This is a genomic window from Mesorhizobium sp. B2-3-15, from assembly GCF_006442875.1.
GTDB lineage: Bacteria > Pseudomonadota > Alphaproteobacteria > Rhizobiales > Rhizobiaceae > Mesorhizobium > Mesorhizobium australicum.
The window spans coordinates 63,546-83,145 of record NZ_VFVO01000015.1; the positions used below are offsets into that span (position 1 = coordinate 63,546).

19 protein-coding genes are annotated in these 19,600 nt (G+C 63.1%); 15 read left to right on the plus strand and 4 right to left on the minus strand.

What is annotated here, in order from left to right; translation table 11 throughout:
* Positions 1-61 precede the first annotated feature (61 nt).
* Both lipA and FJ954_RS26460 read left to right on the plus strand, forming a co-directional pair.
* Positions 62-1,027, plus strand: a complete 966-nt coding sequence (gene lipA, locus FJ954_RS26455; RefSeq protein WP_140664404.1) for a lipoyl synthase — start codon at positions 62-64, stop codon at positions 1,025-1,027.
* A gap of 10 nt (positions 1,028-1,037) precedes the next feature.
* A complete protein-coding gene (locus FJ954_RS26460) occupies positions 1,038-1,496 on the plus strand; it encodes a type II toxin-antitoxin system RatA family toxin (RefSeq protein WP_140664407.1) in 459 nt (152 codons plus the stop codon).
* Here FJ954_RS26460 and FJ954_RS26465 read toward each other — a convergent pair.
* A complete protein-coding gene (locus FJ954_RS26465; RefSeq protein ID WP_140664410.1) occupies positions 1,472-1,981 on the minus strand; it encodes a CinA family protein in 510 nt (169 codons plus the stop codon). The two genes, FJ954_RS26460 and FJ954_RS26465, sit on opposite strands and share 25 nt — an antisense overlap.
* Positions 1,978-3,207 (minus strand): bifunctional 2-C-methyl-D-erythritol 4-phosphate cytidylyltransferase/2-C-methyl-D-erythritol 2,4-cyclodiphosphate synthase, encoded by a 1,230-nt coding sequence (locus FJ954_RS26470; protein ID WP_140664413.1) that lies wholly within the window; start codon positions 3,205-3,207, stop codon positions 1,978-1,980. Before FJ954_RS26470 ends, FJ954_RS26465 begins: the two co-directional genes overlap by 4 nt.
* A gap of 140 nt (positions 3,208-3,347) precedes the next feature.
* Between FJ954_RS26470 and dusB the strand changes: the two genes are divergently transcribed.
* From dusB to hflX, 8 genes are all read left to right on the plus strand, one after another.
* Positions 3,348-4,376: a tRNA dihydrouridine synthase DusB gene (gene dusB, locus FJ954_RS26475; RefSeq protein ID WP_140664415.1), complete on the plus strand. Its 1,029-nt coding sequence runs from the start codon at positions 3,348-3,350 to the stop codon at positions 4,374-4,376.
* Complete coding sequence (locus FJ954_RS26480; protein ID WP_140619608.1) at positions 4,373-5,515, plus strand: nitrogen regulation protein NR(II); 1,143 nt, start codon at positions 4,373-4,375, stop codon at positions 5,513-5,515. Before dusB ends, FJ954_RS26480 begins: the two co-directional genes overlap by 4 nt.
* Positions 5,512-6,972 (plus strand): nitrogen regulation protein NR(I), encoded by a 1,461-nt coding sequence (gene ntrC, locus FJ954_RS26485; protein WP_023783973.1) that lies wholly within the window; start codon positions 5,512-5,514, stop codon positions 6,970-6,972. Before FJ954_RS26480 ends, ntrC begins: the two co-directional genes overlap by 4 nt.
* Positions 6,973-7,101: 129 nt before the next feature.
* Positions 7,102-9,387, plus strand: coding sequence for a PAS domain-containing sensor histidine kinase (locus tag FJ954_RS26490; protein ID WP_181177924.1), 2,286 nt, complete (start codon positions 7,102-7,104; stop codon positions 9,385-9,387).
* Positions 9,377-10,738 carry a sigma-54 dependent transcriptional regulator gene (locus FJ954_RS26495; RefSeq protein WP_015317919.1) on the plus strand — a complete coding sequence of 454 codons (1,362 nt, stop codon included), beginning with the start codon at positions 9,377-9,379 and terminating at the stop codon, positions 10,736-10,738. The genes FJ954_RS26490 and FJ954_RS26495 overlap by 11 nt, the downstream gene beginning before the upstream one ends.
* 86 nt (positions 10,739-10,824) lie before the next feature.
* Positions 10,825-11,688 carry a D-amino-acid transaminase gene (locus tag FJ954_RS26500; RefSeq protein WP_140664418.1) on the plus strand — a complete coding sequence of 288 codons (864 nt, stop codon included), beginning with the start codon at positions 10,825-10,827 and terminating at the stop codon, positions 11,686-11,688.
* A gap of 144 nt (positions 11,689-11,832) precedes the next feature.
* Positions 11,833-12,078 carry an RNA chaperone Hfq gene (gene hfq / locus FJ954_RS26505; RefSeq protein ID WP_006202172.1) on the plus strand — a complete coding sequence of 82 codons (246 nt, stop codon included), beginning with the start codon at positions 11,833-11,835 and terminating at the stop codon, positions 12,076-12,078.
* Positions 12,079-13,470, plus strand: coding sequence for a GTPase HflX (gene hflX, locus FJ954_RS26510; RefSeq protein WP_015317917.1), 1,392 nt, complete (start codon positions 12,079-12,081; stop codon positions 13,468-13,470). It begins immediately after the preceding gene.
* A gap of 60 nt (positions 13,471-13,530) precedes the next feature.
* On the opposite strand, the gene mazG is transcribed toward hflX, so the two are convergent.
* The gene (gene mazG / locus FJ954_RS26515; protein ID WP_140664421.1) at positions 13,531-14,355 is read right to left on the minus strand and encodes a nucleoside triphosphate pyrophosphohydrolase; all 825 of its coding nucleotides are present in this window, start codon (positions 14,353-14,355) and stop codon (positions 13,531-13,533) included.
* 89 nt (positions 14,356-14,444) lie between these two features.
* On the minus strand, positions 14,445-15,629 hold the full coding sequence (locus tag FJ954_RS26520; RefSeq protein WP_140664581.1) for an amino acid aminotransferase: 1,185 nt from the start codon (positions 15,627-15,629) through the stop codon (positions 14,445-14,447).
* A gap of 130 nt (positions 15,630-15,759) precedes the next feature.
* Here FJ954_RS26520 and FJ954_RS26525 point away from each other — a divergent pair, with 130 nt between their 5' ends.
* The 5 genes from FJ954_RS26525 (at position 15,760) to FJ954_RS26545 (ending at position 19,587) form a co-directional block, all read left to right on the plus strand.
* Positions 15,760-16,371 carry a histidine phosphatase family protein gene (locus FJ954_RS26525; protein ID WP_140664423.1) on the plus strand — a complete coding sequence of 204 codons (612 nt, stop codon included), beginning with the start codon at positions 15,760-15,762 and terminating at the stop codon, positions 16,369-16,371.
* A 104-nt stretch (positions 16,372-16,475) separates the two neighbouring features.
* Positions 16,476-16,994 (plus strand): sigma-70 family RNA polymerase sigma factor, encoded by a 519-nt coding sequence (locus tag FJ954_RS26530; RefSeq protein WP_224597231.1) that lies wholly within the window; start codon positions 16,476-16,478, stop codon positions 16,992-16,994.
* Positions 16,991-17,764: an anti-sigma factor gene (locus FJ954_RS26535; RefSeq protein ID WP_140664428.1), complete on the plus strand. Its 774-nt coding sequence runs from the start codon at positions 16,991-16,993 to the stop codon at positions 17,762-17,764. The genes FJ954_RS26530 and FJ954_RS26535 overlap by 4 nt, the downstream gene beginning before the upstream one ends.
* A 23-nt stretch (positions 17,765-17,787) precedes the next feature.
* Complete coding sequence (locus FJ954_RS26540; RefSeq protein ID WP_015317911.1) at positions 17,788-18,504, plus strand: Bax inhibitor-1/YccA family protein; 717 nt, start codon at positions 17,788-17,790, stop codon at positions 18,502-18,504.
* 198 nt (positions 18,505-18,702) lie between these two features.
* Positions 18,703-19,587, plus strand: coding sequence for an aldose 1-epimerase family protein (locus FJ954_RS26545; RefSeq protein ID WP_140664431.1), 885 nt, complete (start codon positions 18,703-18,705; stop codon positions 19,585-19,587).
* Positions 19,588-19,600: the final 13 nt, after the last annotated feature.

The window sequence follows — 19,600 nt, forward strand, 5'->3', positions numbered from 1 at the left end:
TCCTAGATGACGTTAAAGTGACGATCGCCGACGGGCGGTCGCAAGAAAGGCCAGGGTTCAGATGGTCACTGTCCTCGACACGATCGCCAACGCGCCGCGGCTGCGGCATCCCGAGAAGGCCCACAAGCCCGACCAGGAGGTATTGCGCAAGCCGGACTGGATCCGCGTCAAGGCGCCGGTGTCGAAGGGATATGCCGAGACACGTGAGATCGTGAAATCGCACAAGCTGGTGACCGTATGCGAAGAGGCCGGTTGCCCGAACATCGGCGAGTGCTGGGAAAAGAAGCACGCCACCTTCATGATCATGGGCGAGATCTGCACGCGCGCCTGCGCCTTCTGCAATGTCGCCACTGGCATCCCGACCGCACTCGACTCCGACGAGCCCGCGCGTGTCGCGCATGCCGTCAAGCAAATGGGCCTCAGCCACGTCGTCATCACCTCCGTTGACCGCGACGATCTCGACGATGGCGGTGCGCAGCACTTCGCCGATGTCATCCGTGCGATCCGGGCGGCAACGCCTCTGACGACGATCGAAATCCTGACGCCCGATTTCCTGCGCAAGGAAGGCGCACTGGAGATCGTCGTGGCGGCCCGGCCCGACGTCTTCAACCACAACCTCGAAACCGTGCCGTCGAATTATCTTAAGGTCCGGCCGGGCGCCCGCTATTTCCACTCGATCCGGCTGCTGCAGCGGGTCAAGGAACTCGATCCGTCGATTTTCACCAAGTCCGGCATCATGGTCGGCCTTGGCGAGGAGCGGAACGAAATCCTGCAATTAATGGACGATCTGCGTTCGGCCAATGTCGACTTCATGACCATCGGCCAATACCTGCAGCCGTCGAAGAAGCACCACCCGGTGATCCGCTTCGTCACGCCGGAGGAATTCAAGTCCTTCGAGACGATCGGCAAGACAAAGGGTTTCCTGCTGGTGGCATCGAGCCCGCTGACACGCTCTTCGCACCATGCCGGCGACGATTTCGCCCGGCTGCGCGCCGCGCGCGAAGCGCAGCTCCAGAAATTGGTCTAACGCCGGTTTCATGCCGAAATTCGAAGCCACCCGCCGCGTCGCCCACACGCCTGAGCAGATGTTCGCGCTGGTCGCCGACATCGAAACTTACCCGCAATTCCTGCCGCTTTGCGAAGCGTTGGCGGTCCGCTCGCGCAAGGAGCGTGACGGCCGCACCATCCTCGTGGCCGACATGAGCATCGGCTATAAGGCGATCCGGGAGACTTTCACGACGCAGGTGCTGCTCAAGCCCGACGAACATGCCATCGACGTGAAGTATATTGACGGCCCGTTCAAATATCTGAGCAATGTCTGGCGGTTCGAGCCGGATGATGCCGGTTGTGCCGTGCGCTTCTTCATCGACTATGAATTCAAGAGCCGCATCCTGGGTGCGCTGATGGGCACGATGTTCGATCGTGCCTTCCGCATGTTCGCCGAGGCTTTCGAAAAGCGCGCCGACATCATCTACGGCAAGAAACCGGCGGCCTGACTCTCGCCAAGCGCCTGCAAGCCGATCTCAAGTGCATGATGGACGGTTTCCCGGCGGATGAAGTCACGGCCATTGTCGGCAAACAGCTTGTGTTCAGCCGTCACGGGTCGGCCGTTCACCGCGATGCCAAACCAGACCAGCCCGACCGGCCTTTCCCTGGAACCGCCACCCGGACCGGCAATGCCGGTGACGGCCAGCGCCAGCCCGGCACGCGAACGGGCGAGCGCTCCGGCGGCCATCTCGATGGCTGTCTCGCGGGAGACCGCACCATGCACCTCGAGCGTGGCGGCGCGAACGCCGAGCATGTCCATCTTGGCTTCATTGGAATAGGTGATGAAGCCGCGATCGACCACGGCGGAAGAACCGGCAATGTCGGTCAGCGCGGCGATGATCATCCCGCCGGTACAGCTTTCCGCGGTCGCCAGCATGATGCCGCGCTGCCGGCACGCCTCAAACAGGGCGATTGCCAGTTCGCTGTTGGTCATCCCGGAACCTCGCCTGGAAACACCACACTGGCGGTGGCGATCGCCGCGATACCTTCCTCGCGACCGACAAAGCCGAGCTTCTCGTTGGTTGTCGCCTTGACCGAGATGCGGTCGGCGGAAATGCCCAGCATCAGCGAAAGGACTGATGTCATCGCCTCGCGGTGCGGGCCGACGCGCGGCGCCTCGCAGATCAGCGTGATATCGGCATTGGCGATGCGTCCGCCGCGCTCGCGCACCAGTCTTGCCGCATGTTCGACGAATATCCGCGATGCAGCGCCTTTCCACTGCGGATCGGACGGAGGAAAGTGCGTGCCGATGTCGCCGGCCCCGCAGGTCGCCAGCAGCGCGTCGGTCAGGGCGTGCAGGCCGACATCCGCGTCGGAATGGCCCGACAATTTCCTGTCATGCGGGATGGCGACGCCACAAAGCGTAACATGGTCGCCGGGCTCGAAGGCGTGGACATCATAGCCATTGCCGGTGCGGATGTCGGGAAAGTGTGTCCGCTCGCTGGAAAGTCGCTGGTGCGCCATGGCGATATCCCGTGCCCATGTGAGTTTGACATTGTCGGGCGATCCAGGAACGAGCTTCACCGGCATTTGCATCCATTCGGCGATCGACGCGTCGTCGGTAAAGTCGGATTTGCCGCTGTTATAGGCTTGCTCATGCATCGTCATGATCGCGAGGAAGGGAAAGCCTTGCGGTGTTTGCGCCGCGTGCAGCCCGCTCCGTGGCACCGTTTCGCCGACCATGCCGGTCGCCGATTCGCGTTTCAGCGTATCGGCGACCGGCAGGGCGGGAAGAGCGCCTTCACGTTCGCCGATGGCCGCGATGGTGCGGTCGATCAGATCCATGTCGACAAAGGGGCGCGCGGCGTCGTGGATGAGGACCTTGTCCGGCGCGTAGCTTCTCAGCGCCTGCAGCCCGAGCCGAACCGAATCCTGCCTGGTCGCGCCTCCGGCAATTGCCGTTACCCGATCCGCATCGGTTCCGACCGCTTGCTGAAAAAGCTCGCGGTCCTCTGCATGGATCGCCACGACAATCCGGCCGATGAGTGGGTGCGCCAGAAAAATGTCTATCACACGAGCGATAACGGCGCGTCCGCCAATTCGTTGATATTGCTTCGGACCATCGGTTTGTCCGGCGCGCGCGCCGCGGCCGGCCGCGACGATAACCACCGCGACTTTGCCACCCGGATCCGGAGCCTGATTTTCGGTTGCGCCAGTCATGCAGTCCGGTCCTAGTCGCGGCCAAGGCCGAAGGCCAGCATTTTCCCAATTGCGCCTTAATGTGGCGTCATTCCGCGTTGCACATTTCTCTCGATCTGGCTAGAGAATGTGCAACGAATGGACGTGCTTGGTTTTTGTGCATGGTTAACTTGACCGGATTGGCCCAGCCTCTCGACGTCGGCGGCGTCAGAATACGCAACCGCGTCTTCCTCGCGCCAATGTCGGGGATCACGGACGAGGCGTTCAGGCAGCGCGCCCATGGGCATGGCGCAGGCCTGGTCGTGTCCGAAATGGTGGCCAGCGGCGAGCTCGCCAAGGGCAGGGCGGGTTGTGGCCTGCGGATACGCCATTCCGGATTGCCCGTCCATATGGTGCAGCTTGCCGGGCGCGAGGCCAAGCATATGGCCGAAGGCGCGCGGATCGCCGCCGGCGAGGGCGCCGACATCATCGACATCAACATGGGCTGCCCGGCCAAGAAGGTCACCGGTGGCTATGCCGGTTCGGCATTGATGCTGGATTTAGACCACGCGCTCTCGCTGATCGAGGCCGTGGTAGGCGTGGTCCAGGTGCCGGTGACGGTCAAGATGCGGCTGGGTTGGGACGAAGGCGTGCTCAACGCTCCTATCCTGGCGCGCCGGGCCGAGCAGGCGGGCGTCAGGATGGTCACGGTCCATGGCCGCACACGCTGTCAGTTCTACCAGGGCAAGGCGGACTGGCGCGCCATCGCTCGCGTCAAGGAGGCTGTTTCCATTCCGGTCGTCGCCAATGGCGATGTCTGCTCCCCAAGCGAGGCAGCCGCCGTTCTCGAACAGTCCGGCGCCAATGCGTTGATGGTCGGCCGCGCCCATTATGGCGCGCCGTGGGTCGCCGGCGGCATCGCTGCGGCTGCCGCCGGGACATTTTCGCCCGGCATTCCCCAGACCCCGCAAGCGCTTACCGACTATGTCGCCGCCCACTACGAGGACATGCTGGCGCTTTACGGCATCGAGAGCGGCCTGCGCCAAGCGCGCAAGCATCTGGGCTGGTATCTCGACCGACATGCCGAGGGTGTCGCTGGCGAGAGTAGGAAAGCGATATTGACCGCGTCCGAACCGGCCCGCGTCATTGCCTTGCTGCGTGACGTGTTTTCGCGCGATCCGCAAACCTTGAACCTGCGGAGCGCCGCATGACCGCAACCCCTGGCCAAGGCGTTGAAATGGCGGATGCTGCCCAGATCGTGCTAAACACGATCCGCCGCCCGGTGATCATGATCAGCGAGGAAGGCTTCATCACCTTCGCCAATGCCGATGCCGAGGACTTCTTTCGCTCCAGCGCGACCATGCTGGCGCGCAACACCCTGTCCAAGCTCATACCCTTCGGCAGTCCGCTGCTGACACTGGTCGACCAGGTGCGCGAGCGCCGCGCGCCCGTCAACGAATATCGGGTCGACGTTTCGTCGCCGCGCCTCGGCATCGAAAAGGTCGTCGATCTCTATGTCGCGCCGGTACCGGAGTTTCCGGGCTCCGTCGTGGTCATGTTCCAGGAGCGGTCGATGGCCGACAAGATCGACCGGCAGATGACGCATCGCGGCGCCGCGCGCTCGGTGACCGGTCTGGCGGCGATGCTGGCGCATGAGATCAAGAACCCGCTCTCCGGTATCAGGGGGGCGGCTCAGCTGCTCGAGCTGTCCGCTTCCGATGAGGATCGCGCGCTGACGCGGCTGATCACCGATGAGACGGACCGTATCGTGTCGCTGGTCGACCGCATGGAGGTGTTTTCCGACGAGCGGCCGATCGACCGCTATCCCGTCAACATCCATGTGGTGCTCGATCACGTGAAAGCGATCGCAAAGAACGGTTTCGCTAGGAAAATCAAGATACTGGAGGACTATGATCCATCATTGCCTCCGGTGTTTGCCAATCGTGATCAGCTGATCCAGGTGTTCCTTAATCTGATCAAGAACGCCGCCGAGGCAATCGGTAGCGACCCCCAGGGCGAGATCGTGCTGTCCACCGCCTTCCGGCCCGGTATTCGCGTTTCGGTTCCGGGGACGCAGGACCGCGTGTCGCTGCCGCTGGAGTTTTGCGTGCGCGACAATGGTTCCGGCGTGTCGGAGGATATCCTGCCGATCCTGTTCGATCCCTTCATCACCACCAAGCCGAACGGCTCGGGGCTCGGGCTGGCGCTGGTCGCCAAGATCGTCGGTGAACATGGCGGCATCATCGAATGCGATTCGACGCCGCGCGCGACAACATTCCGGGTTCTGATGCCGGCCTGGAAGGAAACGGCGCTTGGCGCTGATCAAGACGGTGAAGGAGACCGCAAATGACCGTTCGCGGCAATATTCTGGTCGCCGACGACGACGCTGCGATCCGCACCGTTCTCAATCAGGCCTTGTCGCGTGTCGGTCACGAGGTGCGCGTCACCTCCAACGCCTCGACCCTGTGGCGCTGGGTGGCGGCTGGCGAGGGGGATCTCGTCATCACCGATGTCGTGATGCCGGACGAGAACGCTTTCGATATGCTGCCGCGCATCAAGAAGGCACGGCCGGAACTGCCCGTTATCGTCATGAGTGCCCAGAATACTTTCATGACGGCGATCCGCGCCTCCGAAACGGGCGCCTATGAGTATCTGCCGAAGCCTTTCGACCTGACCGAACTCCTTAACATCGTCAACCGCGCTTTGTCCGAGCCCCGGCGGCCGAAGATCGATGCCAGGCAAGAAGAGCCGCCCGAAACGATGCCGCTGGTCGGCCGTTCGGCAGCCATGCAGGACATCTACCGCATGCTGGCGCGCATGATGCAGACCGACCTGACGGTGATGATTTCGGGCGAATCGGGCACCGGCAAGGAACTGGTGGCGCGCGCGCTGCATGAATATGGGCGCCGTCGTGGCGGCCCGTTCGTTGCCATCAACATGGCGGCTATCCCGCGCGATCTCATTGAATCGGAACTGTTCGGTCACGAGAAGGGCGCCTTCACCGGCGCGCAGAGCCGCTCGACCGGTCGCTTCGAGCAGGCGGAGGGCGGCACGCTGTTCCTCGACGAGATCGGCGACATGCCGATGGAGGCGCAGACGCGCTTGCTGCGCGTCCTGCAGCAGGGCGAGTACACGACCGTCGGCGGCCGCACGCCGATCAAGACCGATGTGCGCATTGTCGCCGCCACCAACAAGGACCTGCGTACGCTGATCAACCAGGGCCTCTTCCGCGAGGATCTTTTCTACCGTCTCAATGTCGTGCCGCTCAGGTTGCCGGCCCTGCGCGAACGCTCCGAGGATGTGCCCGATCTGGTGCGCCATTTCTTCAAGCTCGGCGAAATGGAGGGGCTGCAGACCAAGCGCATCTCTTCCGGCGGCATCGAACTGATGAAGCGCTATCCCTGGCCAGGCAATGTGCGCGAGCTGGAAAACCTGGTCCGCAGGCTCGCCGCGCTTTATTCGCAGGACGAGATTTCCGCCGAGATCATCGAGACGGAGCTCAAGACAGGCGAACGCCCCGTGGTACCAGGCGGCGGCAACCTCATTCCCGACGATCTTTCCATCGGGCAGGCGGTGGAGCACTTCCTGCAGCGCTATTTCGCCTCCTTTGCGGGCGAATTGCCGCCTGCCGGTCTGTACGAGCGTATCTTGTCCGAAGTCGAATATCCGTTGGTGCTGGCTTCGATGACGGCAACCCGCGGCAACCAGATCAAGGCCGCCGAGCTCCTGGGACTCAACCGCAACACCCTGCGCAAGAAGATTCGCGAATTGGGCGTCAACGTTTACAAGTCCTCCCGCCAGACCTGAGCCCGCGCTGCATACAGGATCTTTTCAGGGGACCGACCGGGGAAAGAGTCCTGTAGTTGTCACACTTGTTGCATAATCGCCACAATGCGTTGCATAGATCGGACGCAATCACTGGCTCTAGACGGCGACATGGCTCCGCAGACACCTGTACTCAACAAACCGCTCTTCAGCGAACCTGGCGCGCGCGACGGGCGCCGGCTGCTGGCACTCCCCGGCGTGGTGGCGGTCGTCGGTGCCTTGGTCATGGCGGCTATTTCGTTCGCCATCCTGGTCGGTGCGACACCGATTGCGCCTGACGCCAAAACGACCTGGGCGCTGATCGCTCTCAACGCCGCCTTCGTGCTCTTCCTCATCGCGCTGGTTGGACGCGAGGTGCATCGCATCGTCATGGCGCGCCGGCATGGCAAAGCGGCTTCTCGGCTGCATGTGCGCATCGTTGCCATGTTCGCTCTCGTCGCCGCCATTCCCGCCATCATGGTGGCGATCATCGCCTCGATCACGCTCGATATCGGCCTTGATCGCTGGTTCGAAATTCGCACCAAGACGATCGTCAATTCGTCCCTGTCGATCGCCGACGCCTATGTGCAGGAGAACGCGCGCAACCTGCAGGGTACGACGTTGTCGATGGCCTACGATCTCGATGCGTCGCGAACGCTCTACGGCCTCGATCGCACCGGCTTTCTCGATCTCATGAACAAGGAAGCCGTGGGGCGCTCGCTGGCGCATGCCGCGCTGATCAAGCCCGATGGCTCCTTCGTCATGAGCGCCAAGACCGATGCCGATTTCGCCATGCCGGAACCGCCGGAAGGAGCGGTGGCCACCGCCACCGACGGCAAGCCGGTGCTGATCGAGCCGCGCACGCGCAACATCATGGGCGCCATCGTCAAGCTGCGCGAGCTCGATGGCCTCTATCTCTACACCATCCGTCTGGTCGACCCCGAGGTGATCAAGGCGCGGCAGATCGTCAGGTCCAACACCGACGAGTATCGCAATCTCGAGGACAACAGGCGTACCTCGCAAGTGGCGTTTGCGCTGCCCTATCTGTCGCTGACCCTGATCATCATCCTATCGGCAATCTGGACCGGCATAGCTGTTGCCGACCGGCTCGTGCGGCCGATCCGTCAGCTGATCGGCGCTGCCGACGAAGTCGCGACCGGCAATCTCGACGTCGCGGTGCCGGTGCGGCCATCCGATGGCGATGTCGCCTCGCTCGGCGACACGTTCAACAAGATGCTGCTGGAGCTCAAATCACAACGCAACGAGATCCTGTCGGCGAAGGACCTGATCGATGAGAGGCGGCGTTTTTCCGAAGCCGTGCTTGCCGGCGTCACCGCCGGCGTCATCGGCGTCGACCCTTACGGCATCATCACCATCGTCAATCGTTCTGCCGAATCGATGCTGGCCGTTTCCGCCAGCGCGGCACTTGGGCAGAATCTTTCCGCGATCCTGCCGCATGTCGGCCGCGTCTTCGAGATCGGTCGTAAATCCGGCAAGCCGGTCTACCGCGAACAGGTGACCTTCTATCGCGCCGGCGCCGAGCGGACCTTCAATGTGCAGGTCACCATCGAGGCAGGCGACGACGGCTCGGAGGAAAAATCCTATGTCGTGACCGTCGACGACATCACCGATCTGGTTCAGGCCCAGCGCTCATCCGCTTGGGCCGACGTGGCGCGGCGCATCGCCCACGAGATCAAGAATCCGCTGACGCCGATCCAGCTTTCCGCCGAACGCATCAAGCGCCGCTACGGCAAGGTCATCACCGAAGACCGCGAGGTTTTCGACCAGTGCACCGACACCATCATCCGCCAGGTGGAGGATATCGGCCGCATGGTCGACGAGTTCTCGGCTTTCGCGCGCATGCCAAAGCCCGAGATGAAGGCCATCGACCTGCGCGAATCGCTGCGCGAGGCTTCCTTCCTGGTCGAAGTCAGCCGCGCCGACATCACCTTCGAGCGGATATTCGGCAACGAGCCACTCAAGGGCACCTTCGACAGCCGGCTGATGGCACAGGCCTTCGGCAATGTGATCAAGAATGCCGCCGAGGCGATCGACGGACTGGAACATAAGGACGGTTCGCACGGCATAATCCGGATTCAAGCCGGCCGTCAGAATGGTGCGATTCGCATTGACGTCGTCGACAATGGCAAAGGCCTGCCGCGCGAGAATCGCCAGCGGTTGCTGGAGCCCTATATGACCACGCGTGAAAAGGGCACCGGGCTTGGTCTCGCTATCGTCAAGAAGATCGTGGAGGACCATGGCGGCAGGCTGGAACTCCATGACGCGCCTGCGGATTTCCACGGCGGGCGCGGCGCGATGATCAGCATCATCCTGCCGCCTGCGACCAGCGCGCTGCCGCGCGGCGAAAGCAAGGCGGACCACGAAAGAGAAACTGAAAAGGTCGATAATGGCGTCTGATATTCTCATCGTCGATGACGAGGAAGACATCCGCGAACTCGTCGCGGGCATCCTGAGTGACGAGGGTCACGAAACCCGTACGGCATTCGATGCCGACAGCGCACTGGCGGCCATCGCCGACCGAGCGCCGAGGCTGATCTTCCTGGATATCTGGCTGCAGGGTTCGCGTCTGGACGGCTTGGCGCTACTCGACGAGATCAAGACCATGCACCCGAACCTGCCGGTGGTGATGATTTCAGGCCACGGCAACATCGAAACGGCGGTTTCCGCAATCCGTCGCGGCGCCTATGATTTCATCGAAAAGCCGTTCAAGGCCGACAGGCTGATCCTCATTGCCGAACGCGCACTCGAAACCTCGAAACTGCGCCGCGAAGTTTCCGACCTCAAGCTGCGCAGCGGCGAGACTTTCGATTTGATCGGCATGTCCTCGGCGATGAGCCAGTTGCGCCAGACCATCGAGCGCGTCGCGCCGACCAACAGCCGGGTGATGATCGTTGGCCCTTCCGGATCGGGCAAGGAACTGGCCGCCCGCGCCATTCATACGCTGTCGACGCGCAAGGGCGGGCCGTTCGTGACACTGAGCGCCGCCAATATCACGCCTGAACGCATGGAGATCGAACTGTTCGGCACCGAATCGAACGGGGTCGAACGCAAGGTGGGGGCGCTGGAGGAGGCCCATCGCGGCATTCTCTACATCGACGAAGTGGCCGACATGCCGCGCGAGACGCAGAACAAGATTTTGCGCGTCCTGGTCGAACAGCAATTCGAGCGGGTGGGCGGTACTAAGCGGGTCAAGGTCGACGTCCGCATCATTTCCTCGACCTCGCAGAACCTCGAGGCGATGATCGCCGACGGGCGTTTCCGCGAGGATCTCTATCACCGGCTCGCCGTGGTTCCGGTCATGGTGCCGGGACTGGCCGAGCGGCGCGAGGACATTCCCTATCTCGTCGACAACTTCATGAAGCAGATCGCCCGCCAGGCTGGCATCAAGCCACGCCGTATCGGCGACGACGCGCTGGCCGTGCTGCAGGCGCACAACTGGCCGGGCAACGTGCGCCAGTTGCGCAACAACGTCGAGCGACTGATGATCCTGGCGCGCGGCGAGGACGTGGACGCGCCGATCACCGCGGATCTGCTGCCGTCCGAAATCGGCGATGTCATGCCGCGCACGCCCAACCAGTCGGACCAGCATATAATGGCGCTGCCGCTGCGCGAGGCACGCGAACAGTTCGAAAAGGACTATCTGATCGCCCAGATCAACCGGTTCGGCGGCAACATTTCGAAGACGGCCGAGTTCATCGGCATGGAGCGTTCCGCCTTGCACCGCAAGCTGAAGTCGCTGGGCGTCTGACCCGATCCTCGGTGGCCCACGCGATTGTCCGTTACCTGCACGGCGGAATCGCCTAAACAGGCCGAACCAAATCTCCCGAGGTGACCATGCCGCGCATTGCCTATGTGAACGGGCGCTACATCACTCATGCCGATGCCGCCGTGCATATCGAGGATCGCGGCTACCAGTTCGCCGACGGCGTCTATGAGGTCTGCGAGGTGGCGCGCGGCTTCATCGTCGACATGCCGCGCCACCTTGCCCGGCTGAACCGCTCGCTGACCGAACTGTCGATCGCCTGGCCGGTGACACGCAATGTGTTGCCGCTGATCCTGCGCGAAGTGGTCAACCGCAATCATGTCGTCAACGGCCTGGTCTATGTTCAGGTGACGCGCGGTGTCGCCAGCCGGGAATTTGTCTTCCCATCGGCGAACGTCAAGCCCGCGCTGGTGGTGACAGCCAGGAAGGCCGACCCTGCCGCGGGAGCCAAGCGAGCCGAGACCGGTATCGCCGTCATCACCGTGCCGGAGAACCGGTGGGACCGCGTCGACATCAAGACCGTCGGGCTGCTGCCCAATGTATTGGCCAAGCAGAAGGCCAAGGAAGCGGGCGCGCAGGAGGCGTGGTTCGTGGATGCCGACGGCAACGTCAAGGAGGGCGGGTCGTCGAATGCCTGGATCGTTACCAGGGATGGCGTTCTGGTCACCCGGCCGGCCGAACATGGCATTCTGCGCGGCATCACGCGCACCACCATGTTCGAAGTCGCGGCAAGGCTCGGCCTGAAGATCGAGGAACGGGAATTTTCCGTCGCCGAGGCCAAAGCGGCCCGCGAAGCATTCATCAGTTCCGCGACGACTATTGCCATGCCGATCGTGGCCATTGACGGCGATCCCATAGCCAATGGCCACCCCGGCTCAATAACACTTTCGTTGCGGCATGCCTTTTTTGACATTGCGGAAAAAAGTCCAGCCTGATAACCGCACAGGTGGAATGAACATCAATATATCTCGTTCTGCTTGTCGTTACTGACGGCAAGAGGGTGTTTGCGCGCTTGACATGTGCCCGCTAATTTGGCGCATTGGCTGCAAACCGAAGGGGATCGGCGAAAGACAAAAACAATGGCGGAACGATCGCAAAACCTTCAGGACCTGTTCCTGAATTCAGTTCGCAAGAGCAAGAACCCGCTCACCATCTTTCTTATCAACGGCGTGAAGCTGACCGGCGTGGTCACTTCTTTCGATAATTTCTGCGTCCTGCTGCGCCGCGACGGTCACTCCCAACTCGTCTACAAGCACGCCATTTCCACGATCATGCCGAGCCAGCCGGTTCAGATGTTCGATGGCGAGGAAAGCCAGGGCGCCTGATTGGCACGTGAGAAGGACGCGGACGGCACGGTTCGCGGAAAACCAGCGCATCATCCCGGGACGGAAGCCAAGGGTCCGACCCGGGCTGTTGTCATTGTGCCTGTGCTTACGCGCCAACCGCGTAACGACGATGACACGAACCGTCCGCGGCTGACGCGCTCGGCCGAGGCGCGCCACGACGAAGCAGTCGGCCTTGCCCGCGCCATCGACCTTGATCTGATCCATACGGCGGTCGTGACCGTCAACGACCCGCGCCCGGCGACGTTGCTGGGCAGCGGCAAGGTCGAGGAGTTCGCCGGGATCGTCAGGGAAGGGCACGCGGAAGTGGTCATCGTCGACCATCCGCTGACGCCGGTGCAACAGCGCAATCTCGAGAAGCAATTCAACGCCAAGGTGCTGGATCGCACCGGGCTGATCCTGGAGATTTTCGGCGAGCGCGCGCGCACCAAGGAAGGCACGCTGCAGGTCGAGCTTGCCCATCTCAACTACCAGAAGGGCCGCCTGGTGCGCAGCTGGACCCACCTGGAGCGTCAGCGTGGCGGTGCAGGCTTCCTCGGTGGCCCCGGTGAAACGCAGATCGAATCCGATCGGCGGCAGTTGCAGGAAAAGATCATAAAGCTGAAGCACGAGCTGGAAACCGTGCGCCGCACCCGCGACCTGCACCGCGCCAAGCGCAAGAAGGTGCCGTTTCCAGTGGTGGCGATCGTCGGCTACACCAACGCTGGCAAGTCGACGCTGTTCAACAAGCTGACCGGAGCAGGGGTGCTGGCGCAGGACATGCTGTTCGCCACGCTGGATCCGACACTGCGCCGCGTGCGGCTGCCGCATGGCACGCCGATCATTCTTTCCGACACGGTGGGCTTCATTTCGGACCTGCCGACGCATCTGATCGCAGCGTTCCGGGCGACCTTGGAAGAGGTGGTCGAGGCCGATCTCGTCATCCATTTGCGCGACATTTCCGATCCCGACACGGCGGCGCAGGCCGAGGATGTCGAGCGCATCCTCGCCGATCTCGGCGTCGACGCCAGCGACACCAGGCGCGTGATCGAAGTCTGGAACAAGATCGACCTGCTGGACGAAGGCAACAGGCAGCGGCTGCTCGCCGATAGCACCGACGGTTCCAAGGAGCCGCCGATTGCCGTATCGGCGGTGTCAGGCGAAGGCATCGATGCGCTGAAAGCGGTTATCGAAACGCGGATGGCCGGCGAACTGCAAGACCTGACAGTGACGATCGAGCCGGCACAATTCGGCCTGGTCGACTGGCTTTATCGCAATGGCGATGTCGTTTCGCGAACCGACAATGACGATGGCAGCGCCACCGTTTCGCTGAAGGCCACGCAAAGCGCCCGAGAAGAGATTGAAAGCCGATTGCGACGCAAAAACAACGGCTAACGCGCAGAAATTCCAGGATAAGTATCGCGCTTTCCGTCCGGAATTGCCGGAGCTATAGGCTTACCTTGCAGTCTTTGCTTCCTGCCAGAGAGCTTCCATCTCCTCCAGGCTAGCTTCCTCCAGCGAGCCGCCTGATTTTTCCAGGGCTCGCTCGACATAGTGGAAGCGTGAGCGGAATTTCTCGTTGGTGCCGCTGAGTGCCGCCTCCGAATCGAGCTTCAGGTGACGGCCGAGATTGACGACGGCAAACAACATGTCGCCGAACTCGTCCTTGATCGAGGCCGTCTCACCCTTGGCCAAAGCCTCGCGCAACTCCCCGATCTCTTCCTCGATCTTGTCCAGGATGGGAGCCGCCTCGCTCCAGTCGAAGCCGACACGGGCGGCTTTTTCCTGAAGCTTCAGCGCTCGCGTCAAGGCGGGCAGGGCGACCGGAACACTGTCCAGGAACCCCTTGCCGTTGTCCTCCGGGTCGAGGCCGCGTGCGAGGCGGGCTTGTCGCTTCTCGGCCTTCTCCTGCGCCTTGATCTTCTCCCACATGCCCTTGGCCATGCCGGCGCTGCGGGCCTTCTCATCGCCAAAGACGTGCGGATGGCGGCGGATCATCTTGGTGGTGATGGCCTGGACAACGTCAGGGAAGGCGAATTCGCCGGCTTCCTGCGCCATCTGGGCATGGTAGACGACCTGCAGCAGGAGGTCACCGAGTTCGTCGCGCAAATCGTCGAGATCGCCGCGCGCGATGGCATCCGCCACCTCGTAGGCCTCCTCGATCGTGTAGGGCGCGATGGTGGAGAAGTCCTGCTCGATGTCCCACGGGCAGCCGGTCTTCGGCGCGCGCAACGCCGCCATGATCTCGATCAGGCGTGAAATGTCTTTCGATGGCGTCATGGAGCCGATGCTATCGCGCGAACCGCCACTCGGCCAACGCTGTCAGCCGGCGAGGGGACCTTGTCCACAGGCGCACCGTACCCGCCTCGTCAGTCCAGCACGGAAACAATCGCCTTGGCGAGGTCATCCATGCCGTCCTCGGGCAGGCCGGCCACGTTGATGCGGCTGTCGCCGACCATGTAGACGGCGTGCTCGGCGCGCAGCCTTTCGACCTGCGCTTCCGTGAGGCCGAGCCGCGAGAACATGCCACGATGGCTAGCAACGAAGTCGAAGCGGTCGGAATTGGATTGCCGGCGCAGCGCCTCGGCGAATGCGACCCTAAGCCTCAGCATACGAAGACGCATCTCTTCCAGTTCTGCTTCCCAGTCGGCACGCAGCGCGGCGTCTTCCAGGACGATGCGCACCGCCGCCGCGCCATGGTCGGGCGGCATAGAATACATGGCGCGCGCCGCCGACAGCATCTGGCTCATCGCGACGTCGGCCTGCGCGCCGTCCCTGGCCAGGATCATCGCCGCGCCGACCCGGTCGCGGTACACCGCGAAATTCTTCGAGCAGCTCGACGCGACAACCATTTCCGGAACTTTCGCGGCCAGCAGCCGCAAGCCGAGGGCATCGGCCTCCAGGCCGTCGCCAAAGCCTTGATAGGCGATGTCGACAAATGGCAGCAGGCCGCGCTCGACGACGAGATCGGCGATGGCTTCCCACTGGGCCGCATCCAGATTGGCGCCGGTCGGATTGTGGCAGCAGCCATGCAGCAGCACCACGTCGCCGCTGTTGGCCGACCGCAGCGTCGCCAGCATGTCGTCGAAACGAACCGCTCCCGAGGCCGCATCGAAATAGGGATATTCGCGAATCTGCAGGCCGGCGGAACGCATCACTGGCATATGGTTCGGCCAGGTCGGGTCGGAGACCCAGACCGTGGCATCCGAACGCGTCCGCTTGAGCAGTTCTGCCACCAACCGCAGCGCGCCGGAGCCACCAGGCGCCTGTGCCGCCCGGATGCGCGACAGGTCCGCGCCTGGACCGAAGGCGAGCTTGGCCATCATAGTGTTGAACCCGGTATCGCCGGCAAGGCCGAGATAGGTCTTGGTATCCTGGCTCTGCAGCAGTCGCTTCTCGGCCTCGCGCACGGCCCGCATAACCGGCGTCTTGCCGTCGCGATCCTTGTAGACGCCGACACCGAGATCGACCTTGCCAGGGCGTGGATCGGCGCGATAGAGGCCGATCAGCGCAAGAATCTTGTCGGCGGCAGCTGGCTGCAGGTCTTCGAACATCATTATGGTTCCGTTGGCGCGGCGGAGTGATACGCAAATTGGCCACGTTTCACCAGCGGTTTTGATCGCGCCGGCGCGAAAGGCGGCACCTGCTGGTGCGGCTTTTCAACCACTTCAGAGAAGGCATGCCATGCTCGTCCGTCTGACCATGATCTGCGCCGGTGCCACGGCGGCGACCCGGAAAGGGCGGTTTCCCTCGGATGAACCGCTGGAGCCACGATCGCTGACATTGGCAAAGGCGATGCGCGGGACGCTGCGTCGCGCCGACCGTGTGTGGACAGCGCCGGCGCTTCGCGCCTGTCAGACCGCCGAGGCGCTGTCGCTGAACGCGTCCGTCGATCCGATGCTGGCCGACCAGAATTACGGACGATGGGCAGGCAAGAGCTTTGAAGAGGTGCAGGCGCGACAGCCTGAAGAAATCGCCGCATGGCTCATGGATCCGAATGCAGCCCCGCATGGTGGTGAGCCGCTGGCCGACGTTGCCCGACGGACCGCCGGATTGATGGATCGATTGATCGCCGAACGTGGCCATACCATCGCCGTGACGCATGCCAGCGTCATCCGCGCCGCGATCCTGCATGTTCTCGGGGCGCCGCTTGCCGCCAGCTCGAAGATCGACGTCGAGCCACTGAGCATCACCGATTTGCGCAGCGACGGCCGCCGGTGGATGTTGCGCGCTTGCGGTGTCACGGTTCCCAAACCGGCAAAACCACTTGGACCTAAGGGCGCTCACGGCACCTAGGCGAGACGAGATACCTGCAGCCGATATATTTTCCCGCGAAGAAAAAACGGCACGGCCGGGATTAAAATCCCCACATGCTCCGTAAACAGGGCATGAAACGGTCGATGCCACGCTTTGACATCATTGGACAACTCGGGTCGCTGCGGCGCTACGCCCGTTCGCTGACGCGCGACGGCGTCGAGGCCGAGGATCTCGTCCACGACGCGCTGGTGCGCGCCTATGAGCGGCGCGGCACGTTCCGCTCGGGCGGAAACCTGCGCGCCTGGCTGCTGTCGATCGTCCACAACACCTTCATCGACCGCGTGCGCTCGCGCCGCTCGGAAGCGGCACGCCTCGAACAGGCCCGATATCTGGCCGACGGCAGCACCCCGGCGCCGCAGGACCATTCCGTGCGCCTGGCGCAGGTTCGCGAAGCCTTTTTCAGCCTGCCGGAAGAGCAGCGCTCGGCGCTGCATCTGGTCGCCATCGAAGGGCTCTCCTACCAGCAGGCCGCCAACGCCAGCGGCGTGCCGCTGGGCACGCTGATGTCGCGTATCGGCAGGGCGCGCACAGCCTTGCGGCAGATGGAAGAGGCGCCCGCCCGGGGCAAAAATCATCTCAGGATCGTGGGAGGTGACTCATGACCGCTCTTGTCGACCCGGTTACGGACGCCGATCTCGACGCCTATATCGACGACCAGCTCGACGTCAGCCGCCGTATCGAGGTCGAAGCCTTCCTGTCGGCGCGTCCGGACACGGCCGCGCGTGTGATGTCGGATCTGCGCACCCGCGACGAACTGCGCATGGCGCTGGCCGGCTCCGAAGGCATGGCGCGGCCGGCGACGGCCGATGCGGCGCGGCGGCTGGAGAGGGGGCTTGGCCGGGGCCGCATCTTCGGTGTGCTGCAACGCGCGGCAGCGGTCGCCGCTTTCGTCGCCGCCGGCTGGCTGGCCAACGGCATCGTCGGGCCGATGTCGGTGACCAAGGTCGTCGCGTCGCCTCAGCCGCCCGCCTATGTCGACGAGGCGGTACAGGCACACAGGACGACGCTGCTGCGCGAAAACATGGCCTCGCAGACCGAGGCGCCTAATTACAATGCGGGCGAGATCCGCGCCGCCACCGCCATCGTCATGCCGGCGCTGCCGAAGGACTGGAAGGTCCGCGACGTGCAGATCTATCCGTCGCGCTTCGGCCCGAGTGTCGAGATTGCGGTCGACACCAAGGAGATGGGCCTGGTTTCGCTGTTCGCGATCCGGCCGGGCACTTTCGATGTGGTCAAGCCGACCGTGGCGCCCTCGGGCGACGTCTCCTCGGCCTATTTCCAGATCGGCGATGTCGCCTACGCTGTCGTCGCCAAGAGCGCGGTTCATGATCTCGACCGCGCCGCCGAAACGCTCGCCAGAACGCTTTATTGACCAATCCACAAAGGAGACCTCGAATGAATACGCCCAATCTTGGATACCGCGTGGGCACAGGCGCCCGGACTGGAGCCGTCTATGACGAGGGCCTGCGCCAGCACATGCTGCGCGTCTACAATTATATGGGCCTTGGCCTGGTGGTTACCGGCCTTGTCGCCTTCCTAGTGTCGTCGACGCCGGCGCTTTATGTGCCGATCTTTTCCAGCCCGCTGAAATGGGTGGTGATGCTGGCGCCGCTCGCCTTCGTGCTCCTGTTTTCGTTCAAGATGCAGACCATGTCGGCGGCAAGCGCGCAGGCGATGTTTTGGGCCTTCTGTGCCGTCATGGGCCTGTCGCTGGCTTCGGTGTTCCTCGTCTTCACCGGCACCAGCATCGCGCGCACCTTCTTCATCGCCGCCACCATGTTCGGCGCCACCAGCCTCTATGGCTACACGACAAGGCGCGACCTGACGCAGTTCTCGTCCTTCCTGATCATGGGCCTGATCGGCGTGGTGATCGCCAGCATCGTCAACATCTTCCTCGGCTCGACCGCGCTGCAGTTCGCCATCTCGGTCATCGGCATCGCCGTGTTCATCGGCCTGACGGCCTGGGACACGCAGACGATCAAGGAGCAATACGCGGAGAATTTCGATGCGGAGTCGCGCCAGAAGCTCGCCGTCTTCGGTGCCTTCTCGCTCTACCTGAACTTCATCAACATCTTCCAGCTGCTGCTGAATTTTACCGGCGAGCGGGAATAGTCCGGACCGTAGCAGGCAACAGCTTTGAGTCTTGGCTGGCCGGAGGGAAACCTCCGGCCATCTTCTTTCGAAAGGGGCGCCTGGCCCACCATCAAGGTTCATCGCGATCGCGTGAAATGCAAACGCCGTCCGCCACCTTGAGTTCACGCCCGGCCATTTGCTAGCCTGCCGGCCACGCCGGACGAACCGCGAGGACATATGGAACAGGACAGTCTGACGCTTCATGGCGATGGCATATCGGCAACCATCATCGCCCACGGCGCAGAGTTGGTTTCCCTGCGGGATGCACGAGGATTTGAGTTCCTGTGGCAGGCTGGACCGGCCTGGCGGCGCCATTCGCCGGTGCTGTTTCCGATCGTCGGCCGGCTGAAGGGCGATCACCTGCACCATCGCGGCCAGACCTATCCGATGACGCAGCACGGCTTCGCCCGCGACAAGCCTTTTATGCGGGCGGAGAGGGGGCCTCGATCCTGCACGCTGGTGCTCACCGACGACGCGGCAACCCGAACGCACTACCCTTTCGCATTTCGACTGGCCGTGACCTATACGCTGGGCGAGGCGCAACTCGACATAGAATTCGAGATTACCAACCCGGGCGACGAACCGATGCCGGCGTCGATCGGGGCGCATCCGGCGTTCAACTGGCCGGTTCTGCCCGATATGGCCAAGGACGCCTATCGCCTGACGTTTGCCCAGGCAGAGCCAGCGCCGATCCGCCGGCTGAAGGATGGCCTGCTCATCGCAACGCCGCAGCCGACGCCGGTCAAAGGCACTGTGCTCGAGCTGTCCGAACGGCTGTTTGACGACGACGCTGTGATCCTGGACCGGCCGGCCAGCAACAGCGTTCGCTATGGCGCCGATGACGGTCCGGCGATCGAGGTCTCATGGCAGGGATTTCAGGAAGTGGGCATCTGGTCCAAACCCGGCGGCGCACCGTTCCTGTGCATCGAGCCCTGGCACGGCATTGCCAGTCCGTTGGATTTCGATGGCGAGTTCACCGACAAGCCCGGCCTGATGCTGATCGCGCCGGGCGCGAGGCGTTCGCTGAGTTACCGGATCAGCCTGGAGCAGGGGCCTCGGTAAAGTTTTCCTGCAA

Bases quoted from the DNA above. Each gene is read 5' to 3' on its own strand.
- lipA (WP_140664404.1), top strand. From the start codon at position 62: ATGGTCACTGTCCTCGACACGATCGCCAACGCGCCGCGGCTGCGGCAT.
- FJ954_RS26460 (WP_140664407.1), top strand. From the start codon at position 1,038: ATGCCGAAATTCGAAGCCACCCGCCGCGTCGCCCACACGCCTGAGCAG.
- FJ954_RS26465 (WP_140664410.1), bottom strand. From the start codon at position 1,981: ATGACCAACAGCGAACTGGCAATCGCCCTGTTTGAGGCGTGCCGGCAG.
- FJ954_RS26470 (WP_140664413.1), bottom strand. From the start codon at position 3,207: ATGACTGGCGCAACCGAAAATCAGGCTCCGGATCCGGGTGGCAAAGTC.
- dusB (WP_140664415.1), top strand. From the start codon at position 3,348: ATGGTTAACTTGACCGGATTGGCCCAGCCTCTCGACGTCGGCGGCGTC.
- FJ954_RS26480 (WP_140619608.1), top strand. From the start codon at position 4,373: ATGACCGCAACCCCTGGCCAAGGCGTTGAAATGGCGGATGCTGCCCAG.
- ntrC (WP_023783973.1), top strand. From the start codon at position 5,512: ATGACCGTTCGCGGCAATATTCTGGTCGCCGACGACGACGCTGCGATC.
- FJ954_RS26490 (WP_181177924.1), top strand. From the start codon at position 7,102: ATGGCTCCGCAGACACCTGTACTCAACAAACCGCTCTTCAGCGAACCT.
- FJ954_RS26495 (WP_015317919.1), top strand. From the start codon at position 9,377: ATGGCGTCTGATATTCTCATCGTCGATGACGAGGAAGACATCCGCGAA.
- FJ954_RS26500 (WP_140664418.1), top strand. From the start codon at position 10,825: ATGCCGCGCATTGCCTATGTGAACGGGCGCTACATCACTCATGCCGAT.
- hfq (WP_006202172.1), top strand. From the start codon at position 11,833: ATGGCGGAACGATCGCAAAACCTTCAGGACCTGTTCCTGAATTCAGTT.
- mazG (WP_140664421.1), bottom strand. From the start codon at position 14,355: ATGACGCCATCGAAAGACATTTCACGCCTGATCGAGATCATGGCGGCG.
- FJ954_RS26520 (WP_140664581.1), bottom strand. From the start codon at position 15,629: ATGTTCGAAGACCTGCAGCCAGCTGCCGCCGACAAGATTCTTGCGCTG.
- FJ954_RS26525 (WP_140664423.1), top strand. From the start codon at position 15,760: ATGCTCGTCCGTCTGACCATGATCTGCGCCGGTGCCACGGCGGCGACC.
- FJ954_RS26530 (WP_224597231.1), top strand. From the start codon at position 16,476: ATGCCACGCTTTGACATCATTGGACAACTCGGGTCGCTGCGGCGCTAC.
- FJ954_RS26535 (WP_140664428.1), top strand. From the start codon at position 16,991: ATGACCGCTCTTGTCGACCCGGTTACGGACGCCGATCTCGACGCCTAT.
- FJ954_RS26540 (WP_015317911.1), top strand. From the start codon at position 17,788: ATGAATACGCCCAATCTTGGATACCGCGTGGGCACAGGCGCCCGGACT.
- FJ954_RS26545 (WP_140664431.1), top strand. From the start codon at position 18,703: ATGGAACAGGACAGTCTGACGCTTCATGGCGATGGCATATCGGCAACC.